A 22620-nucleotide genomic window follows, 5' to 3' on the forward strand; every position below is an offset into this window, starting at 1 on the left:
CGCACAGACAATAAATAAAAACTCACAGACAATAATTTCGAATTTTCCCATATTATTTTCACAGAGAGATATTTGAGTTATAAACTAAAAGACTAAGAGTATGAAAAGGTTGAAATTGTTCTTTCGAAGTCGGTTTTATCCGACAGTATCATTGATCGCACTGGGTATATTCCTAAACGCGTGCCAAAAAGAAGATGTTGCTCCACTAGCAGAAGAAGCTCTAAGCAGCAACGATGTTGAGATTACCCCATGGGGCATAATTAAAAAAGGTGGTATACAAATTAATATGTGGGGAGTAGGCTCAGACGATGATTTAATTAAAATGGTGGGAGCAGAAAAAGCCAATGAAATCTTGGCTAATGAACAAAAACAACGTAGTGCCCCATCACTAAAAGCAACATGGTATGCCGACCTTGATTGGGACGGCAGGAATGAAACCATTTGGAACAATGGTAGTTATTTTTATATTGCAAATGGTGTAAACGGTCAGCAAAGCTCTTATTATGTGGGATCAAATGCTGGTTATCATGTTATTGCTGAACTTGATGGTTCACCAGGTAGTGAAATAGGAGTGGTAGGGACGGAAGCTACTTCTTCTTTATATTCAGTAATTAAATATGTTAATAGAAGAGTAGATAAGTATGTTATTGGTCCAGCTGGCATGTTAGTAAATGGGATATCTCAACTCGATGGTCAATGGGGCGATGAAGTAATTATTACTTATGGCAGTGGATACCCCGCTGATGTTGCTCGCCTTAAAGTTTTATGTGCCAGAACGGGACAGGTAAGCTCTTATCAACTCGGTATGCCATGGGTGGTAAGTCAAACTATAGAAGATCTGGATAAAGATTTTTCAGGTTTGCCTGCTGGAAATCTTGCCAGGGAACTTATTGTTGCAGGTTACACTGCTGCAAATGGATATTGCTGGTGGTATGTAGTGAATCAAAAACTCCAAAGTACTCATATATATAGTAAAGGGTGTTCAGAACAGTTACGTGGTTGTGATGGTATTGATGCAGATTATGGTTTTGAATTTTATGCTTGGGAAAATGGCGCAACACATTTAAGAGTTTATGATTATAGAGAGAGAAAATCCAGAAGTTATTTTATAAAAGGTCCTAGCGGATGGTATGCAACTAATTGGAAAGTAACTTCTGTACAAGATGTTGACGGGGTAGCCGGCAGAGAGTTGCTTCTAGATGGTTACGATGGTAAAAACGGAGCCTATTTCCGCGCCTGTTTGCGCGATAGAGATGGAGCTTACTGGTTCTATTAATCTACAGGTATACAACCGGTGTATTTTCTTCACCGGTTGTTTTTTTATTATTGCAAGAGTATATATTAAAAAAAATTGTTTTCGATAATTGCCTTTTAAGCTTAATGCTTATTATATACTGTGCTCGGTTATAAATTACATTTTATAAACTTATTATGTAGTTAAATATTAATATGTAATGATGTCAATGACATAAATTGATCTTCTTCTTAGCATGGCGACCTGGCAGTGTTCCTAAACCTGGCAGTGCCTAAGTCAATCGAAAGACTGACAGTTCTGTTTTTCTTACTAGGTTTATAGCCCTTTTAAATAAAAAAGCCATTCTAAGCAGAGGTAAAAGATTTGGGAACTTCGCTTGATTCATTTTTAATATCAATTCTTAATAGATATGGACGCACATACAATAATTAAGGACACACAGACAATAGATTCAAAATTTTCCATTTTATCTTTCCCTCAGAATACAATTTTAAAAAGGCTCCTTTTTATAATAGTTTACTTCTTATAACTAAAACCTAAAACTCTATTACCATGAAAAAACTAAGTTTAATCTACCGTTTTACCCTGGGCCTGGCCATTATAGGTGCAATGGCATTAATGAGCAGTTGTAACAAAGAAATGGATGATTTGCTTGCTGAAAAAGGCAGTGTAAATGACACTGTTCGTTTAAAAACTGATCCTATCGGTAATTTCGACAGAGTAAATTATAATAATAATGGCTTAATCGAAGGCTGGACAGCCGATCCCGATGCTCCTGGCTATTCAACTATGGTGCATATTTATATGAATGGTCCTGCCGGTGCTGGAGGCATTTGTATTGGTGGAGCATGGACATCTGTTCGCAGGGATGATGTATATAATGCTTACCCATGGGCAGGATATTATTGTGGCTTTACCTATACAATACCTGTTGAACATCGAATAGGCACTCGTGTATTTTATGTGTATTCAATTAACAATGTAGCTGGCCAAAATAACCCATGTATTGGTTACAAAACAGTTACTTTTGGTCCCATGCCTGCTCCTCCACCTCCAACCCTGGTAAGCCCTGGCAATGGTGCAAGCGTTGGAACGCCTACTACTTTTACATGGAACACAACACCTTATGCCGACCGATACAGAATACAGGTTTCGGAAAATAGTAATTTCAATACGATACATTTTGAAAACTATACAACCGGATTATCAGCCACTTTTAATTTAAAGCAAGGAACTAAATACTATTGGAGAGTTAAAGCTTTCAATAACACTGGAAATACAAATTCATCAGTATGGTCATTAACCACAAGTGGTTCTGCTCCATATAGTGGAGATATTTACGCAACCAACACTGCTATATATTATGGGTACACCTATTATGGGCAAGTACAAAAGGCATCTGTTCTTTTAAAAAATTCCGGTACAATGGCCACCCCCGGATTTAAAATATTATACAGGGTAGATAATGGCTCAACTAATATTGCAGCTGGCGATGTCGATGTAACTTTGCAGGCTGGTGAATCGAAATGGGTAACCCGCGACCTTGATAAAAGTGGTCAATATCCCGTAGGTTATTACAATGTCATGTGTTGGATTGATATTAACGGAAACGTAAAAGAAACGAATGAAAATAATAATTCACCATGGGTCGGGGCTTATAATGTATATCCGAAATAATTTTACTTAAAAGAAGTATCGCATTATTAGTCAAAGCTATTCCCTCCAGTTCTAAAAGAACTGGAGGATTTTTTTTAATGTGCAAACCAAAATAGTGCATGGAAATGCAATAAGCAAGTACTTACACTTTGATTACCAGAATACAGTTCTCCGCATCACTTATTAATTTATAGTAATACACATGACTGTCCACTTAAAATAAGCTGAGTGACAGTTGTTTATAATCAAGTTCTATGACATCATTGTAATCTATATTTGTAAATAGCTCTTTTACAGGAGTTTTGTCCAGTACTTCAAACATCTTGTAACATCAGAACTAATAACATTATAATAAAAACTTTACATATAATATTAACTATGAAAACGAGCAAATCTTATATCGATGGTTTAAGAAGTATTATTTCTAAATCCTTTTTTTTATTTGTCCTTATTTTCATTACTTCTACAGATTGTTTCGGAGATACAGTTAGTGATAGTGTTGCAGCTAATGTAGCTAAGAACTTCTTTTTCGAAAGCATCCTGTCCAATACCAAGATATCGACTAAAGCTGTTCCTGTAATTTCCAAAATTACAACGGTATGGGATGAAAATGTCCCTTCCTATTATGTTTTCAATTTTGGGGAAAATAACGGATTTGTAATTGTTTCTGCTGAAGATGCTGTTTATCCCATTTTGGGATATTCTTTTACCGGGCATTTTACCGGTTCGTCTCCAACTGTAAAAAATTGGATGGAAAATTACAAAAAGCATATAAAATTAGCACGGACAAACCAACAACTAAAACAGAATGTATCTAAGGATTGGCAAAAATACGAAACCAAATCTGATTTAAAATCAGCAGTTACACCAAGCAATCCTTTGGTTGGGCCCCTTCTTGCCACCACCTGGAGTCAGGAATTCCCATATAATAGTCTTTGTTGTCCAAATGATGTAAATCATCCTGGTCAGAAACCATATGTTGGTTGTGTTGCAGTGTCAATGGGACAAGTAATGAAGTATTTCGGTTATCCAACAACCGGACAAGGAAGCAGGACATATACCGATCCACAATCGCCCGATATTAATTGCAATCCTGGCGGAATGGAATTAACCTGGGGTATGCAATCTGTTAATTTTGCGAATGCAAATTACAATTATGCCAACATGCCGAATTCTATATCAACGAATAATGATGCAGTAGCAACCCTGCTATACCATTGTGGCGTGAGTGTTGAAATGAATTATGGAGGTTTTTGCACTCAAGGTTCAAGTTCTGGTAATGGCATTCTTTGTCTTGCTTTAAAACAATATTTCAACTATTCTGCTTCAGCACAAATTGTTAATAAATCAAATTATTCAGATGCCCAGTGGGTGCAATTGTTAAAATCAGAAATAAGTTATTCAAGACCTATAGTTTATGGCGGTTCTGGTGCATCGGGTGGGCACTCCTGGGTTTGCGATGGTTTTGATGCTTTATCTAATTTCCACATGAACTGGGGTTTCGGTGGTAACGACGATGGCTGGTACTATATTTTAAGTTTAACCCCATCTTCAATTCCTGGCGGGTTTCCTAACTCTAACTCAGCAGTAATAGGCATAAATCCTCCAGCTTCATTACCTCCGGTTCCTTCTAACCTGGCTTCCAGCAATAATACTACTGAAGGTTTTACAATATCATGGACAGCCTCAACAGGGGCAACAAGTTACAATGTATATTTTAATGGTGTAAAATATTCCACTGCATCTAATTCATATACATTTAGTGGTTTATCTTCTGGCACATCCTACCCTGTTTCGGTTAGTGCTCAAAACAGCATAGGGGAGTCAGGTAAAATTAGCATTACACCTATGACTGTTCCTTTAGCCCCAAAATATTTCGTGGGTATCGAACATAGCCCAACATGGGTTACATTATCATGGACCCCTTCTTATGGGGCAACAACCTATTACGTAAGCTGGGGCGGTGGATCTTCTATGCTATCTACCTCTGCCACTACCACAGAAGTGTATGGCCCAAATTTGAATAGTACAGTGTATAAATTGTGGGCTGCAAACAGCGGAGGATCATCGTCAAAAGTTATTTTAGAAAACATAAATATACCCGTTGCCCCACTGCCACCTTCATCCCTCACCATTGGTAGTGTTACAAGTTCGGGGTTTAGTATATCCTGGCCCGCTTCTACTTCAGGCGCCACCGGTTACTACGTGTATTTAAACGGAACAAAATATACTGCCGCTTCTACATCTTACACCTTTAGCGGTTTATCATCCGGTACAAGCTTTTCGGTTTCCGTTTCGGCCTATAACAGCGTTGGCGAATCTGAAAAAACCAGCACATCGGTTAAAACTCCACCTGCTGCACCCACTAACTTTACTGCTGTTGTTCACTCTGGCACATGGGTTACTTTATCCTGGACAGCCTCATTTGGAGCTACAAACTACAATATTCAATTTGGCACTAGTATGCAAATCACTACTGGAACAAGCATAGAAATTTTCACTTCAAACGCGAATACACTGCTATTCACTCTTTGGGCTACAAACAGCGGAGGTTCTTCGCCCCCGGTTATTTTGAATTTAAGCCCACCCAACGCCCCAACACCATTAACTGTTGGAAATATTTCAACTACAGGTTTTATTGTTTCTTGGCCCGCTTCTACTTCAGGGGCAACGGGTTATTATGTTTATTTAAATGGAACAAAATATACTACATCTTCTACATCGTACACTTTTAGCGGTTTATCATCAGGTACAAGCTATTCGGTTTCAGTTTCTGCGTATAACAATGCCGGAGAATCTTTAAAAACAAGCACTTCTGTTATAACATTGCCTGCTGCCCCTTATGCAAAAGCAGCTACGAGTGTTACCGCGAGTTCATTTACTGTAAACTGGGACCCCGTGCCAGGTGCTAATGGTTATGTGCTGGACATATCGAAACAAAGTAATTTTTCATGCTTTGTTCAAGGCTACAACAATACAAGCACTTCGCAATTTACCGGGAACCCGAATGGGTCGGTTGTTGTATATATTAATATAACTGCAAACACCACCTATTATTATCGTTTGCGCAGTGTAAATGCTTCGGGGCAATCGGCCAATTCTAATACCATCAGCGTATTAACATCTAATGCATTGCCCGCTGCCCCTGTTGCAAAAGCAGCTACGAATGTTACTGCAATTTCATTTACTGTAAACTGGGATCCTGTGTCTGGTGCCAATGGTTATGTGCTGGATATATCAAAACAAAGCAATTTTTCAACCTTTGTCCCAGGGTACAACAATGCAAGCACTTCGCAATTTACCGGAAACCCGAATGGGTCTGTTATTGTTTATAGCAATATAACTGTAAATACACCCTATTATTATCGTTTGCGCAGTGTAAATGCTTCGGGGCAATCGACCAATTCAAATATCATTAGTTTATTAACACTGCCAAGTGGCTTAATGGTATCTAGGAATGATATGCAAGATTATTCTTTAGCAATTAACTCAGCAAATGTTAGAGATTTATCTTTAGATACACATAATCAAAATGCAAATAATTTGCTTTTAAATTCCTCATGGGGTGAATTTTACCTGTTTCCTAATCCAGTTAGTAATTTATTAACTATAAATTCATCATTTGATTTTAATGAATTACAAGCAAGCATTTACAGTATCGATGGCAAGCTGGTAATTACTAAAATGGTAAGCTCCGATAACCCTTCGTTGGAAACCGGCAGTTTGATCAAAGGAATATATTATATAGGGCTTTCTGATGGGCGTACTGCAACTATTTTGAAATTTATTAAAGAATAACCATTGAAACGATGAGGCTGTCAAAAAAATTAGGCAGCTTCTTTTTATTTAAAATATCTTGAGAATACAACCCAAATTGGAGTAAATGTTAATCAAAATGAATAACATTTTCAATACAGTGTTAAGGTATATTCTGTATTTACATTGTTATAACATTTTAATAACACACCAAAATAATGCATTGAAATATGATAAGCAAATAGTTATATTTTTATGGCCAGCATTTATCGTATACGTTTAATTCGCAATGTCTATTTTGGATTCATTAAAAAACACCCCAAATCCAAAGGATTATTAAAATTATCTGGTTAAGGGGTTACATTGTTTTCTTAGGTTGAATAGACTGATTGAAAATCCTTTTAAAAAGCTTATCAATTTCTCATTTCGAAAGTGAAATGAAATAACATGAATTTTGCCATTACAAAATGAAATTTACTTAATCTATTTTAATTCCTATTTATGAAGGAACTGAAGGCGATTTGCAAGTACTATTTAGCTATGCCTTCTCGATAAATCTATATACTTATTTATTTATGTTGTATTGAAATAAATACAAGCTGAAAATATTTTACTGAGCTCTCATCACTCATGAATAAGATAAGTCATGCGTGTATATTCAGTTTGTTGGCCTACAAAGGGTAAAAAAACAAATAAGCTTAGATTAACAGAACACAGTTCTCCGCATCATTTATTAATTTATAGTAATACAATTAATTAAAACAGCCCATTGATGCCGGCCAGAAGTAAAAAGTTCACTGAGCACGACAAGTGAACCTTTCCGAGATCAAACCTTTCGGTTATTATCACATTTCATCCTTTTTACAATAGCAGTTATTGATACCTTGTAGCCCTTATCATTTCCGCGAGTTATTATATATGATTTAGTCGCATATAAAAAGGTAATAAAAGCTTCTAATCGATTCAAATTGAGTAAAAAAACTATCCCTTCGACTTCTGCCTTTGCCTAAAAACAATTAAATCGGCAATTCAGTACTTTCCATGAACTGCGAATTTAAAAATCATTCATTTTTTCCTTTCTCTTAAAATACTAAATACCTGTCATTTACAAATTATTGTTGAGGTGTTGTAGTATATTTTTTTTTGGCTTTTTTTGAATTGTGAAAGTATTGTATCAATTAATAGTTTAATTTTAAGGCAAGTGCTTATTAATTTTAGAGTCATAAATTTAAAATGTTACGCAATGGCTAAAAACCTATTCATTCTTATCTTGCTTGTTTTTACAAGTGCCACTAATTTGTTTGCACAACAATTCGAAGTGTCGGGACAAATAGTCGATGAGTTCAACGCCCCCTTACCAGGTGTTAGTGTGTATATAAAGAATACCACCGAAGGCACCATCAGCGACCTGGATGGCAACTATAAAATCCAGGCAACACTTAATAGTGTGTTGGTTGTTTCGATGGTGGGTATGCTGCAAGAAGAATTCCCCGTAACCGGCGATGCACAGCTAAACATTACTTTAATACGCGACATCGCAGAGCTCGAGGAGATTATTGTAGTGGGTTATGGAACCTTGAAAAAGAGCGATTTAACAGGTGCTGTAGCCAAAGTGGAAGGCTCAGACATGGTTAAAATTACTTCCAGTAACCCCATGCAGAGTCTGCAGGGTAAGGTAACTGGCATGCAAGTAAGCAGCACTACAGGTGCTCCCGGAGCCGATGTGGTAGTGCGTATCAGAGGGGTGGGCACTTTTAATACAAATAAACCAATCTATGTAGTTGATGGAGTCATTTCTAACGATATTAACTTTATTAATACTGGTGATATCGAGTCGGTCGAAGTGCTTAAGGATGCCTCGGCTACTGCCATTTATGGCTCGCGCGGTTCGAACGGCGTGATCATGGTTACCACCAAAACTGGCAAAAAGGGCGGAGGTCCTACTCAGTTCAATTACAATGGCGAGGTTGGCATTCAGGTTCTTACCACTAAAATCGATTTGCTGAATGGTAAAGAATATGGCGATTATACCAACAAAATAAGTTTTGAATACCCTAATACCGAAAAACTACCCAACACCGACTGGCAGGACTTGATTTTTAAACCTGCAGGCATTATGAACCATCAGTTTTCGGCCGCAGGCAGTACCGAAAAAACCAATTACTACCTCAGTGTGGGCTATTTTAAACAAGAGGGTATCATCGAAAAATCATCCTACGAGAGACTCACCATTCGTTTAAACAATACTTATAAACTTACCGATTTTGTTGATTTGGGCAATAACTTTACTATCACCCCTTATAAACAACAATTTGCCCCTAACGTAACCTACAATGCTTACAGGGCGGATCCCACTCTTTTGCCCTATCGCGAAGATGGAGACTTTGCCGGTGTGCCAGGGGTAGGCAACCCTTTGGCCGACATTGCACATTCCAACAATTACGACAATGCAGTGCGAGCGCTTGGAAACTTGTTTATTCAGGCTACCCTGTTTAAAAATTTCACCTTCAGGAGCAGTTACGGCATCGATGGACTCTACAAAAAGAACGAAAACTTTACCCCTGCCTATAGTGTGCTCTACTACAATGGAGATGAGTCGATGCAAACCAACCCTACCAGTGACCTGGGTAAAACTACTACTGATCAATTTACTTGGATTTGGGAAAATACACTCTCTTTTATAAGAGATTATGATAAACACTCCATCAATGTAGTTGCCGGCTACACCATGCAAAACTCCCGTTCGGAATTTTTAAAGTTAGAAGGTGAAAATATTATTCGCGACGGGGAAGACTTCTGGTACTTATACCCCGCCTACATGACCCCAGGTAAGATAACAACAGATTTCTTTAAAAACGAAGTTGATGCCGATTTCTATTATTCAATGATCTCTTACCTTTTCCGGGCTAACTATACCTACAATGACAAGTATATTCTTACAGCAACCTTCCGCCGCGATGGCTCGTCGAAATTTAGCGAAGAAAACAGGTATGGAAATTTCCCCTCCTTTGCGGCAGGCTGGAACATAGCAGAAGAGGCTTTTATGGAATCACTTCCCTTTATATTCAGCATGAAACTAAGGGCAAGTTGGGGACAGATAGGTAACGAAAAAATTCCCTATACCAGCCAATACTCACTTACGGAAAACTCTTTTGCTGTATTAGGACCGGACGAGGTTGCCTATCCGGGAACAACTTATGCTAAAAACGGGAACCCTAATCTGGTTTGGGAAACCACCACGCAAACAGACATAGGATTGGAAATAAGCACCTTTCAGGGAAAATTAAGCGGCGAATTTGATTTCTACCACCGTGTTACCGACGATATTATTGTAGAATTGAGTACTCCAGGACACATGGGAAACGGACCAAATTCAAAAGTACGTTACAATGCTGGTGAAGTATTAAATTATGGCTTCGAAGGAGCCATTAACTGGCGCGAAAAACGCGGCGATTTTGGTTACGGAGTAGGTTTTACTGCCACCACTGTGCACAACGAAGTTTTAAAAGTGGGTGGCAACAGTGGAATAGATTCAGTGCTCTTCGCCGGAGATGTAAATGGATTTGCTTCTAGAACCATAAAGGGTTTACCGATTGGTTCATTTTATGGGTTCCAAACCGATGGCCTTTTTCAGACACAGGAAGAACTTGATTCTTACCCACACGATGGGCTGGCAGGCTTAGGAGATTTGCGCCGTGTGGATGTGAACAAAGATGGAATAATCAATAGCAATGACCGTACTTACATAGGTTCACCAATTCCCACCTTCATATTTGGATTCAATCTCGAACTTACCTATAAGAATTTTGATTTTTCAGCTCTCGTTCAAGGCCAAACTGGAAGTAAAATACTCAATGCAAAAGAGAGTATAAGACCCGATAAATACAATTTTGAAAAACACGTAGTCGATGCCTGGACTGGTCCGGGTACTACCAACACCGAACCAAGGGCCTCGTGGGGCGGATACAATTATATGACTTCCGATTTTATATTACAGGATGCATCTTTTATACGATTGCGCAGCATGGTGTTAGGTTATACCCTGCCTGTTGAACTCACTAGCAAAGCAAAAATCAACAAAATGCGCCTGTATGTGAAGGGAGATAATATCTACACACTTACCAAATTTACAGGATACAGTCCTGACATTGCCAGTGAAAACTCATTAGAAAATGCAATTGATAGGGGCACTTATCCTATACCTGCTGTTTACTCCTTTGGTATCAACTTAAGCTTTTAATTATGAAAATGAATTATTTAAAATATAACCAACTGTTTTTGGTTGTTCTGCTAAGCCTTTTCGTTTCATGCGAAGATTTTCTAGAGAAAACCCCGCAGGGGAATCTTACTCAGGAAACCTTTCCGGTAAGTGCCTCTGATGCCTTATTGGCCGTCAATGCCTGCTACGCCCAATTGCGCGCTGGCGACTTTAATTCAGGCTTGTTCCCTTTAACCGACATCATGTCGGACGATGCCTACAAAGGCAGCAACGAAGGCGACCAGGCAACAACAATAGGCCCCTACAATACTTTTACTTTTACAACCACTTCAGATCAACTTAAGAACTGGTGGCCTGCGCTCTACAAAGGTGTTAAAACTACCAATGTTGTGCTCGAAAAGGTGCCTGCCATCAGCATGGACGAAGGTTTAAAAAGCAGGTACCTTGGCGAAGCAAGCTTTTTAAGAGCTTTGTTTTATTTCGACCTGGTAAGGGCATGGGGAGGCGTTCCGCTGATTACTGGGCTAAACCCACCACTCGAACTGGCACGTGCATCGAAAGCAGAGATTTATAACCAGATTAAAACTGACCTGAGGTTCTCCATTGCCCACCTGACCGAGAAAAGCGAATTGGGAACCAAGGACTTAGGCAGGGCCACTACCGGTGCTGCAAAAGCCCTGTTGGCCAAAGTATTTCTTTTCGAAGGTAATTTCGACAGCTGCGAATACTATGCCCTACAGGTAATTGAATCGACAGAATATGGCTTAGAACCTTTATTTACCGATGCCAGCAGCATCAACGGCGAACATGGTATAGAATCGGTATTTGAGGTAGGTGCTCAGGGTGTAGAAGCCGCTACCGGAAACTCGTTTGCCAACGTGCAAGGTGTACGCGGCAACCCAAACCGTGGCTGGGGATTTAACAGACCCTCGTTAGACTTGCGTGCCCTGTTCGAAACAGGCGACCCCAGGTTAAAAGGTACCATTATCGACCTGGGAGATGTACTCGATGGCATTACCATTGCAGGCGATGGAGATACACCCGATATTACCGAGGATAGTGAAGGCAATGTGATAGAAATTGAATGCTATAACCGCAAAGTATGGACTCCCGGCACTACCGTACCGCCCCAATTTGGCCATAACAGAAGAATCATACGCTATGCCGATGTGTTGCTGATGGCCGCAGAAGCCTTGAACGAGAATGACAAACCCGCCCAGGCCCTTATCTACCTAAACCTTGTAAGAGAAAGAGCCCGCGAAGGGAACAACAGCATTTTACCGGATGTAAACACTACCGATAAAAACCAGCTGCGTGATGCCATTCTTCTCGAACGCCGCATGGAACTGGCCCTGGAAGGTCACCGCTTCTGGGATCTGGTGCGCACCGGCAAGGCTGCTGAAGTGCTTGGACCCCTTGGCTTTGTAACCGGCAAACACGAGCTTTTCCCCATACCCCAAAACGAAATTGACCTTTCGCAGGGGGCTTTAACACAAAACCCTAACTGGTAAGCAAAAAAAAATAACACCCCATATTGATTATTCACTTAAAATTGATGAACTATGAAAAAAAATGTGTTTTATTTTAGTCTGATTGGTATCGCAATTGGTGCCATGCTCTTTACCACTTCCTGCAAGGATGATCCAGAAGATCCCACGGCATTAACTCTTACCACACTGGTAGCCGGAGATATTGATCTAAACGGTGCCACAGCCCCTAGCAATGTACCATGGAAAGCAGGTGAATTGGTTATCACCGCTACCTTCGCTACTGCTGTTGATGATGCTACTGCTACTGCTGCAAACATCTCTTTGGTTCGGGATTATGACGATGCCGTGATCGATTGTGACATTGAAGTAAGCGGTGCAGTCATTACCATCACCCCGACAGTAGCTTTAACCGGTGGAGCAAAGTTTCTCCTAAGCTTCGAAACTGGATTAAAAGCAACCAACGGCCAGGTGCTGGGCGCAGAAATTCTGCGAGTCTTCACTTGTGAAGGCGGGTTTCTCCCCGATCCTATAGCATATTGGACGTTCGAAGACAATGCCGACGATCAGGTTGGTGATTGGAATTCCAATGCCCAAGTCGCTATTGACTATGTTGCTGGTCGAAGTACAGCTTCAGGAAAAGCAGCCGCTTTCAACGGCACAACCAGTATCATAGAAATTCCGAATGGTGACGAATTAATGGCTACATCGGATTTTACTCTGAATTTCTGGGTTAAAGCAGAAGAATCAGGAAAGGGACATTTTATTATTGGTTTGGCTGCATTTAAGGGATTCCAGTTTGAATTAGCAGCGGATTTTACGAATTTTAAAATGCCTGTTCAGTATGAATTTGGCGATGGTACTACCGGAACTGGTGGAGACCTTGGTTATAACGGTGATGGCAAAACAAAGGATAATGGCGGATGGAGAGGTACTGTTTTTAATAAGGAGAGTACTACTCTTGCTGAAGTGTTAAAAAATAAATGGGTGATGATTACCTATGTGTATAATAGCACACTTAAACAAAGAATGATGTTTTTAAATGGTGAACTCGTGATAAAGCAAGATTTCACCTTATACATTGATGATGAAGGTAATCCATGGAATGAAACAACTATAGTTGGACTTAAATATGGAGGTACACCACCTGATGTTCTTCCTGAACTGGCCTTTGGCTTTATTCAATCTCGCGGAGGTACTATGTGGGATGCCGAACCTTGGGGGGGTTATGATATTCCTGGAGCTAACCACTTTCAAGGTCAGCTAGATGATGTCAGTATCCATCACATAGCTGTTACAGAAGACCAAGTACTGTTGATGTACAATTCTTCAAAACCTTAATACCGATTTAAAAGTAATCTTCATAATTGTTCTTAGTTAGGTTTACTTTATCTAGTAGGCGGTTTATTTAAATACTAACCTCCCCCATGTTGTGGGGAGGTTAGTTAAATTAAAATCTCACAATTTAATTCTTAATTTCTGATGGGAATCTATCGATCACTCATAGGGCTGTGCCTTGTCTGCCTTGCAATAATCAGTTGCAAACCTGAAGAAAACAATCCGGATTACGGTATTCTGCAGCTCTCCAGTGTAACTGTAGGCTCTCTGGTACTCGATCCGGAGCAAACAACAACGAATATTCCCATCGACCAGGCATTTGTTATTGTTTTTACAAGTGCTGTCGATACCCAAACCATTGAAGATGCAATCATTCTCCTTGACGAATCAATGCTTGAGCTTGAATTCTCGTTTACCACAGACAACAACCAAAAAGAAATTATTGTTACTCCAGCACAAAAACTCGATCCTTTAAAAACATATACCCTGCAATTGTTAAACACCTTACGCGGGGCCAACAAAGAACAATTTTCGAGTATTACCTACTTATTCCAAACCAACGGCATCCTTCAGATCGAAAGTATATTTCTGAATGGACAAGACTTTAATAAACCAGCTGTGCTTCAAAATGTAACTCTCTCCGGTAGTGTTTTTATCGTCAACTTTAGTGCCCCACTCAACGAAAGCAATTATAAAAGCCATTTTTCTATTGTAGGGCATAATTACCTCGATCTTTCGCTCTCGAACAGCAACAAGACAGTAACAGCTACTGTAACCCAAGATTTTGAGAGTATCATAAAATATTATTTCAGCATATCGGCTTCCCTGACCTCCTCAGAGGGCTATTCTTTCGCTGGATTCAACAATTACTTTTATTCTGCCATAGACACCACTCCAAAGTTTCCTCTTATTAGCGATGAAGAACTACTCACCCTGGTGCAGCAACAAACTTTTCGCTTTTATTGGGATTACGCCCATCCGGTCGCTGGTTTGTCGCGTGAGCGCTACGGATCGGGTGATATTGTAACCATAGGTGGTTCAGGCTTTGGCTTCATGTCGTTAATTGTAGGTGTCGAACGTGGTTTCATTTCCCGTTCACAGCTTTTGGAACGATTGGAAACCATTCTTTCCTTCCTCGAAACCAGCGACCGCTTTCATGGGGCCTGGCCTCACTGGATAAATGGAACCACAGGAAAGGTAATACCATTTAGTACTAACGATAATGGCGCTGACTTAGTTGAGACATCTTTTTTGGTGCAAGGACTTATTACCATGAGACAATACCTCGATGACAATGATGCAGGTGAAGCCGCTCTGATTGACCGTATGAATAGTTTGTGGCAGGAGGTCGAATGGTCATGGTTCACCCGCGACCAGAATGTATTGTACTGGCATTGGTCACCCGACAAAGCTTGGGCAATGAACATGCAAATACAAGGCTGGAGTGAAAGCCTGATAACCTATGTGCTGGCAGCTAGTTCTCCAACGTATAGCATCACAAAAGAGGTGTATACCAATGGTTGGGCCCGAAACGGAACCTTCCCTATGACAAATGGTAATACTTTTTACGGTATCACTTTACCGCTTAGCTGGGATTACGGCGGGCCACTCTTTTGGGCTCATTATTCCTTCCTGGGTCTGGACCCAAGAAATCTTTCCGATGAATTTGCCAACTATTGGGAACAAAACAGGGCACATAGTCTGATCAATTTCGAACACTGTAAAAGAGATCCCAAACAATATATTGGTTACAGCGCCGAATGCTGGGGTCTTACCGCTTGTGACCTTCCTAATAATAATTATGGAGTAAGCGAACCCAGCAACGACCGGGGAGTAATTGCCCCAACTGCTGCCGTTTCGTCCATTCCTTATACACCCGAAGAATCGATGGATGCAATAAGGTATTTCTATTTCACCTTAGGCGATAAACTTTGGGGCGACTATGGCTTCTACGATGCCTTTGACATGACCAGCAACTGGTGGGCCACCTCCTATATTTCCATTGACCAGGGACCCCAGATATGTATGATCGAAAACTACCGAACAGGTTTATTATGGGACCTTTTTATGAGTGCTCCGGAAATTCAGTCGGGCTTAACAAAACTTGGTTTCACTTATTAAAAGTGCATCTTTTATGGCATTGTGATCCTACACAAAGAATTCTTAAATCATTGTCGCTCAGTGCATAACTTGAAAATAAATGAAAATGAAAAATCAGTTAAAGTTTTTTTTATTGATATTACTTGCTGCTACTTCAACCGGAACCGGCTGCAAACAATCGAGTAAAGATACCTATCAATCGTTCGGAAAGATTGATTACCCCATCACAGCCGATGAGGAATTAATGCTCGATTCGATTCAGTATAAAACATTCCTTTACTTTATGCATGAGCATCACCCTGAAAAAGGGATTGTAAAAGACCGCGCGGCACCCTGGGCACCAGCCAGCATTGCAGCAACAGGTTTTGCAATACCCTGCTTTGCCATAGGTGTCGAAAGAAAATGGATCTCGAGGGAAGAAGGAGCAGACATCACTCTGAAGATGCTTGAGTTCTTCACACATTCGGTGCAAAGTGCCGATACCAATGCTACTGGCTACAAAGGCTTTTATTATCATTTTCTGCGAATGAATTCGGGTACCCGCGAGTGGAATTGCGAGCTATCGTCGATCGATACCGGTTTATTGATGATGGGCATTCTCTTTGCCCGTAACTATTACCACCAAAACAACGAAACGGAAAACCAGATTAGGCTTCTTTCTGCAGCCCTGCTGGCAAAAATAGAATGGGACTTTTTATTGATGCCTCCCGGTAGCAAGCATCCAAACACCATTTCCATGGCCTGGTCGCCTGAGGGTGGCTTATTGGATTTTGGTTGGAGTGGTTACAACGAGGGGCTATTTCTTTATGTGCTGGCAGCCGGCACAGGTATGAAAAACGTTACTCAAAGTTACGATGCATGGCTCGCTGGCTATCAATGGGAAACTCCCTACGAAGGTCTGTCGCATGTAGCTTTTCCTCCCTTGTTTGGTCATCAGTTCTCGCAAGCTTTTATCGACTACCGCGGACTGGCAGATGCCTACATGAAAGAAAAAGGAATTGACTATTTCGAAAATTCCAGGCGTGCAAGCTATGTACAACGGCAATACGCCATCGACAATCCGAAAGGCTGGGTTGGTTACGATTCGCTTTGCTGGGGAATAACTGCCTCAGACGGTCCGGGCGAACAATACAATTTCGGCAACTATAAATTCATTGGCTATGCCGGCAGGGGCACCAGTGGTCCCGACCATAATTACCACGATGATGGCACTATTGCTCCTTATGGTCCGATATCATCGCTGCCCTTTGCCCCTGAAATTGTATTGCCCACCATCAAATCGCTCAATGCAAAATATGGACATAAAATCTGGGGCAAATATGGCTACCTCGATTCGTTTAACCCCACTGCCAACTGGGTGAATAACGATTATATCGGCATCGATCAGGGCCCAATGCTTATTATGATTGAGAACTTCAGAACAGGACTTGTCTGGAATTATGTCATGCCTGATCCTGTGATACAAAATGGCCTGAAAATACTTGGATTCGAATACATAAAATAATCTATCAGAGTAATGAGATTTGCCATGCGATCAATAAATTCAATATTGATAATCTTACTTTTTACCGTTCAAATAGTTTGCGGCCAAATAATTACACTCGATGAGTTTGAAAACAAAGACGGATGGTACTTCATTCAATCCGATGGGGTGAAACTTAGTTTGTCGAACGAAAACGGGGTAAATGGAAATGCCATCCGTTTCGATTATGATTTTACAAAAGGAACCGGCTATGGAGGTATACAAAAGCTCTTTCCGATTGATTTACCTGAAAATTATGAGTTTACTTTTTATGTGAAAGCAGAATCACCCTCAAACAATTTCGAAATAAAATTTGCCGATGCATCGGGCGACAATGTCTGGTGGGTGAGCAACCGCAATTACGATTTCCCTACAGAATGGAAAAAGGTACACATAAAAAAAAGGCACATCAGTTTTGCCTGGGGCCCTGCTTCCAATCATAATCTATCGCGCGTTGATCGGATAGAATTTACCATAGCCTCTTTTGCGGGTGGTAAAGGAACCATTTGGCTCGATGATTTTAAATTCGAACCACTGCCTCCTGAAACACAAAGCTACCCCGCACCATCTTTTTCGGCCACATCATTCAAGAAAAACCATTTGCCTGCTTTAATTGCCGACAAATCTGCTAATACCTTTTGGTACAGTAGTAAAATAGAAAACCAGCATCTTCTTGTTGACTTTAAAACCAAAAGGGAGTTTGGTGGAATCCAAATTGACTGGTTGGAGGGTAATTCTGCCCGTAGTTACGATATTCTTCTCTCGGACGATGCTGCAAGTTGGATAAATGTCTATTCGGTAGCTTTGAACCAGGGCAATATTAGTTTTATCAGGCTTCCGGAAGCTGAGTGCAGGTATCTCAAAATTGTTTTTAAGGAAGCAAATCACTCAAATGGAATAGGCATACGCGAATTAAAATTCCTGAATATCAAGGAATCGCTTCACAAAAACGATTTCCTCGCCTATGCTGCAAAAAATTCCCCGGCAGGAAGTTTTCCCCGCTATTTTACGCAGCAAGCCTCTTATTGGACAATCGCCGGGGTTAACAACGATACCAAGGAGGCTATGATTAACGCCGATGGAATGGTTGAGGTAGACAAAGGACTTTTTTCCATTGAACCTCTTTTGAAAATTGGCGATTCAATTTATTCCTGGAACAATGTTAACACCACACCAACACTGGGAACTCAGGAAGATCCAAATAGCTTTTCGTTTATACCCAGCGTAAGCTGGAAAATAAACCAGCTAAGCTTCGAAACTGGAGTTACAAGTACTGGAGAGGCGAATAAAAACTCGCAACTCAATATCCGGTATTCTTTTACAAACCATTCCTCCCAAACCCAGGATTTTGAATTCTATCTTTTAATCAGACCCTATCAGGTCAACCCATCGTACCAGTTTCTGAATCATCCGGGAGGTGCCGGTAAAATAAACACCATCAGTGAAGGTGAGAACAGTATTTCTGTCGATGCCAAACAAATATTTTTCCAAAAAAAATACGATGATTTTGGGGCGGCAGCCTTTGATGAGGGTAACCCTGTTGAACTAATTCTGAACAAAAAAATGCCCCTTTCCGATTCAGCCACCGATGCTGCCGCTTTGGCGACGGGGGTGGTGAAGTACACCATGCAACTTGCAGCTGGCGAAACCACCGAACTTTTTGTGGCTGTACCTTTTTATAGCCAGGAAGCCAGTACAAAAGAATCTTTAGACACGAATTATTCTGCAAGTTTTTTAAGTTCGAATAAATTCTGGAAATCTAAAGTCGATCACATTCAATTCAATTTACCTCCTTCGGCCAAAAGGATTATAGAAACCTATCAATCGAATCTGGTTTATATTTTAATTAACCGCGATAAGGCTGGAATTCAACCAGGATCGCGCTCCTACGAAAGAAGCTGGATACGCGATGGGGCCTTAACCTCATCTGCTTTGCTAAAATCAGGCATTGTGCCGGAAGTAAAAGATTTTATCGATTGGTATGCTGTGCACCAATACGAGAATGGCAAAGTGCCCTGCGTGGTCGATTTCAGGGGACCAGACCCTGTTCCTGAGCACGACAGCCATGGACAATTAATCTACTTAATACGCGAATACTTCAACTTTACGCATGATACTGCTTTTCTAAGGTCGAAAAACGAGTATGTATTAAAAGCGGTCGATTACATCGAGTTGCTTGTCGCCGAGCGGTCCACAGACCACTTTAAAAACGGAAACGACAGTATCAGGGCATACTATGGACTTGTGCCGGAGTCGATCAGTCACGAAGGGTATTCGGCCAAACCTATGCACTCTTACTGGGACAACTTTTTTACGATGAAAGGATTAAAAGATGCCGCAGAAATTCAGAATATTCTAGGTAATAGTGAGAATTATGAGCACATTGTTAAGCTTCGCGACACCTTCCGGGAAAACTTATACAATTCGCTGCATCTGGCCATGCAAACCAGAAAAATCGATTACCTGCCAGGTTGCGTGGAATTGGGCGATTTTGATGCTACCTCCACTACCATTGCCCTTACCCCTTGCAACGAATATGGCAATTTACCCAAACCGCAGGTATACAACACTTTCGACCGCTATTACAAATTCTTTACCGGCAGACGTGATGGTCTGCTCGAGTGGGTAAACTATACACCATACGAAAACAGATTAATAGGGTCATTCATCTTTTTAGATCAACCCGAAAGAGCCCATGAGCTAATTGATTTCTTTCTTAGCGACCAGCGTCCGCAGGGCTGGAACCACTGGGCAGAAGTAGTATGGAATGATGAACGTTTCCCTGGTTTTATTGGCGACATGCCGCACACCTGGGTAGGAAGCGATTTTATTAATGCCATTCGGTCGATGTTTGTGTATGAGAACGAATACGACCAATCGCTTGTGTTGGCATCGGCCTTGTACCAGGATTGGATTGACGCACCGGAGGGTATGTCGGTCGAAAACTTACCTACCTATTATGGCGATGTTTCTTATGCCATTAAGAAAGAAAACAATAATTACCACTTTACAATTTATGGAAATCTGAAATTACCTGCCAATGGTATTAAAATAAGAAACTTCAACGGATCGAAAATGCCAAAAAAAGTTACGGTGAACGGCACAGAGATAAAGGAGTTTACAGCAAAAGAGATTAGCATCTCAGAGTTTCCGGCCGATATAATCATTTATTACTAACCTTTTTGCAATTCGAATATGCAACCAGTCACACCCAAAGTCACAAAAACTAAAGACAGCATAAGGTTTTCGCAATTGGCGGCTTACGGTGCTGGCGGAATCATTCCGATTGCCCTATTCAATATTGCCGGCATTCTTGTAGGGCTCATGGGGAACATAAGTCTGGGGTTGAGTGCGTTCTGGCTTGGCACCATATTAATTGTGCCCCGTTTATGGGATGCTCTTTCCGATCCTATTATTGGCCACTTTTCCGACAATACCCGCACACGCTGGGGCAGGCGGAGACCTTTTCTGCTAATTGGAGGCATCGCAGTAGCCGTATCATTTGTAGTCATCTGGTGGATACCTAAGGGCGAAATGGTGCGGACCTGGTTCCCCACTGACAGCGGTTACGAGACCTTTCAATTAATCTACATACTAATATCGCTTCTGATTTTTTTTACCGCTGTTAACCTTTTCGAAATCCCTCATGGTGCTCTGGGTATGGAAATGACCACCGATTACCATGAACGAACACGCCTTTTCAGTGCCAAGAGCTTTGTTGGTAACCTTTTTGCCATGAGCACCCCCTGGCTTTTTGCATTAGCCAGTATGGAAATATTTAAAGGCCCCGGAGGCAATGAAATGGACGGTATGCGTTATGTCTCGCTCATTATTGCGGCAATGCTCATACCTCTTTCTTTTTGGTGGTTTTTTAAATTGCGCGAACCTGGGTTCAAGAAAGTTGCCACTCAGGAAAAAACACCCTTCTGGACAGACATGAAGCGCACAGCCACCAACAAAAACTTTATCATGCTGACGCTGACTATATTTACACTGGCCATGGGGTTTAACTTCGTCAGTTTGCTCGGGTCCTACATCCCCATTTTTTACATCTATGGAGGCGATAAAGTAGCTGGAGCCACTCTGCTTGGTATCAATGGCACTGTCTGGGCCATAACCGGTGTGCTGGCAGTATTTCCCTTAAACTGGATCAGCCCGAAACTTGGTAAGAGAAAAACACTCTCCATTGCCATTTTACTCATGATTTTGGCGCAATTATCAAAAATTGTCTGCTACAATCCATCCTATCCCTATTTAATCATTATCCCCACTGTACTTCTTTCCATTGGTATGCTTTTCTTCTTCACATTAGGGTCTTCGATGGTAGGTGACATTTGCGATGAGGATGAATTAAAAACCGGTAACCGCTCCGAAGGAAGCTTTTACTCTGTTTTTTGGTGGTTTATTAAAATGGGAACTGCCCTCGCAAGTTTTGTTGCAGGTGCGCTGATTGTGCTTACGCTTTTCGACGAGACCCAGGTTACCAAAGTTGATGGTTTGCAGGGGAACATCAGGGAGCTTAGAACCATGGTTCAATCATGGAATGGAAATGCAAGCGTTGTGGATTCGCCGACAATACAGCTTGAAGACACACGCCAACAGCTTTCAGATGCCATTGACGAATCGCAAAAGTACCTTATTTACCTCGAAAAAGAACAAGTAAAAAAGCAAGACGAAGACTATCAGCAAGTGGCACAGTATAAAAACCAGCGAAAAAATAAATTGGCTGAAACAATTTCTTCTACAAAAGTCACCCTTTCAGATTTGGAAACCCTTCGCAAACAATTGCCTGAGAAAGATGCTCCGATCAACGATACAAGCTTGGTTACCATCCATGCGGCAATCCCTCTGATACTTCAGCCCAAGCTGGAAAAAGCCAGGATGAATTCGTTTGAGCTTATGGCACACCTCGAAGCCAAATCGCTTGAAACAAATAAAAGTGATGATCACTTCAAAACTATTCTACAACAAAGCTTGGAGATAGACAAAAAGTTAGCTTCACTTCGTACAAATATTCCTTTAGGCATGTTAGACAATGAATTGGCCCGGATTGAAACCAAAATGGTAAAGCTCACACAACAATCGCCTTATACCCTTTTAATGATGAGGATAGTTGAAATAGGATTACCCCTGGTATTGAGCATCTTTTCGGTATTTTTTGTTCTCAGGTATTCACTCACCGAGAAGCGCTCACATGAAATTAAAGACTTATTAAAACAAAGAAATTTAGAACAAAGCAAAGAATAAGACCCTTTTTAAATTACAACTGAGCTAAAGCCCAAAAGAG

The 22620-nt window shown here is 40.9% G+C and carries 10 protein-coding genes; all 10 read left to right on the plus strand.

The genetic code is table 11. The features are described from left to right. Positions 1 to 100 precede the first annotated feature (100 nt). The 10 genes from IPM71_02630 (at position 101) to IPM71_02675 (ending at position 22580) form a co-directional block, all read left to right on the plus strand. A complete protein-coding gene (locus IPM71_02630; protein QQS51638.1) occupies positions 101 to 1276 on the plus strand; it encodes a hypothetical protein in 1176 nt (391 codons plus the stop codon). A 531-nt stretch (positions 1277 to 1807) separates the two neighbouring features. Then, positions 1808 to 2932 (plus strand): hypothetical protein, encoded by a 1125-nt coding sequence (locus IPM71_02635; protein ID QQS51639.1) that lies wholly within the window; start codon positions 1808 to 1810, stop codon positions 2930 to 2932. A gap of 357 nt (positions 2933 to 3289) precedes the next feature. Then, a complete protein-coding gene (locus tag IPM71_02640) occupies positions 3290 to 6709 on the plus strand; it encodes a C10 family peptidase (GenBank protein QQS51640.1) in 3420 nt (1139 codons plus the stop codon). Between the two features lie 1201 nt (positions 6710 to 7910). Continuing rightward, entirely contained in the window at positions 7911 to 10907 is a 2997-nt protein-coding gene (locus IPM71_02645) for a TonB-dependent receptor (GenBank protein ID QQS51641.1), read from the plus strand. A 2-nt stretch (positions 10908 to 10909) separates the two neighbouring features. Beyond that, complete coding sequence (locus tag IPM71_02650; GenBank protein QQS51642.1) at positions 10910 to 12397, plus strand: RagB/SusD family nutrient uptake outer membrane protein; 1488 nt, start codon at positions 10910 to 10912, stop codon at positions 12395 to 12397. Positions 12398 to 12448: 51 nt separating this feature from the next. Further along, entirely contained in the window at positions 12449 to 13714 is a 1266-nt protein-coding gene (locus tag IPM71_02655; GenBank protein ID QQS51643.1) for an Ig-like domain-containing protein, read from the plus strand. A 141-nt stretch (positions 13715 to 13855) separates the two neighbouring features. Further along, positions 13856 to 15832, plus strand: a complete 1977-nt coding sequence (locus IPM71_02660; GenBank protein QQS51644.1) for an Ig-like domain-containing protein — start codon at positions 13856 to 13858, stop codon at positions 15830 to 15832. An 85-nt stretch (positions 15833 to 15917) separates the two neighbouring features. Then, positions 15918 to 17315, plus strand: a complete 1398-nt coding sequence (locus IPM71_02665; GenBank protein QQS51645.1) for a Tat pathway signal protein — start codon at positions 15918 to 15920, stop codon at positions 17313 to 17315. Positions 17316 to 17339: 24 nt separating this feature from the next. Then, the gene (locus IPM71_02670) at positions 17340 to 20510 is read left to right on the plus strand and encodes a discoidin domain-containing protein (protein QQS51646.1); all 3171 of its coding nucleotides are present in this window, start codon (positions 17340 to 17342) and stop codon (positions 20508 to 20510) included. Between the two features lie 18 nt (positions 20511 to 20528). Further along, positions 20529 to 22580 (plus strand): MFS transporter, encoded by a 2052-nt coding sequence (locus IPM71_02675; protein ID QQS51647.1) that lies wholly within the window; start codon positions 20529 to 20531, stop codon positions 22578 to 22580. Positions 22581 to 22620: the final 40 nt, after the last annotated feature.

This window comes from Bacteroidota bacterium, assembly GCA_016699695.1.
Classification (GTDB): Bacteria; Bacteroidota; Bacteroidia; order Bacteroidales; family UBA10428; genus UBA10428.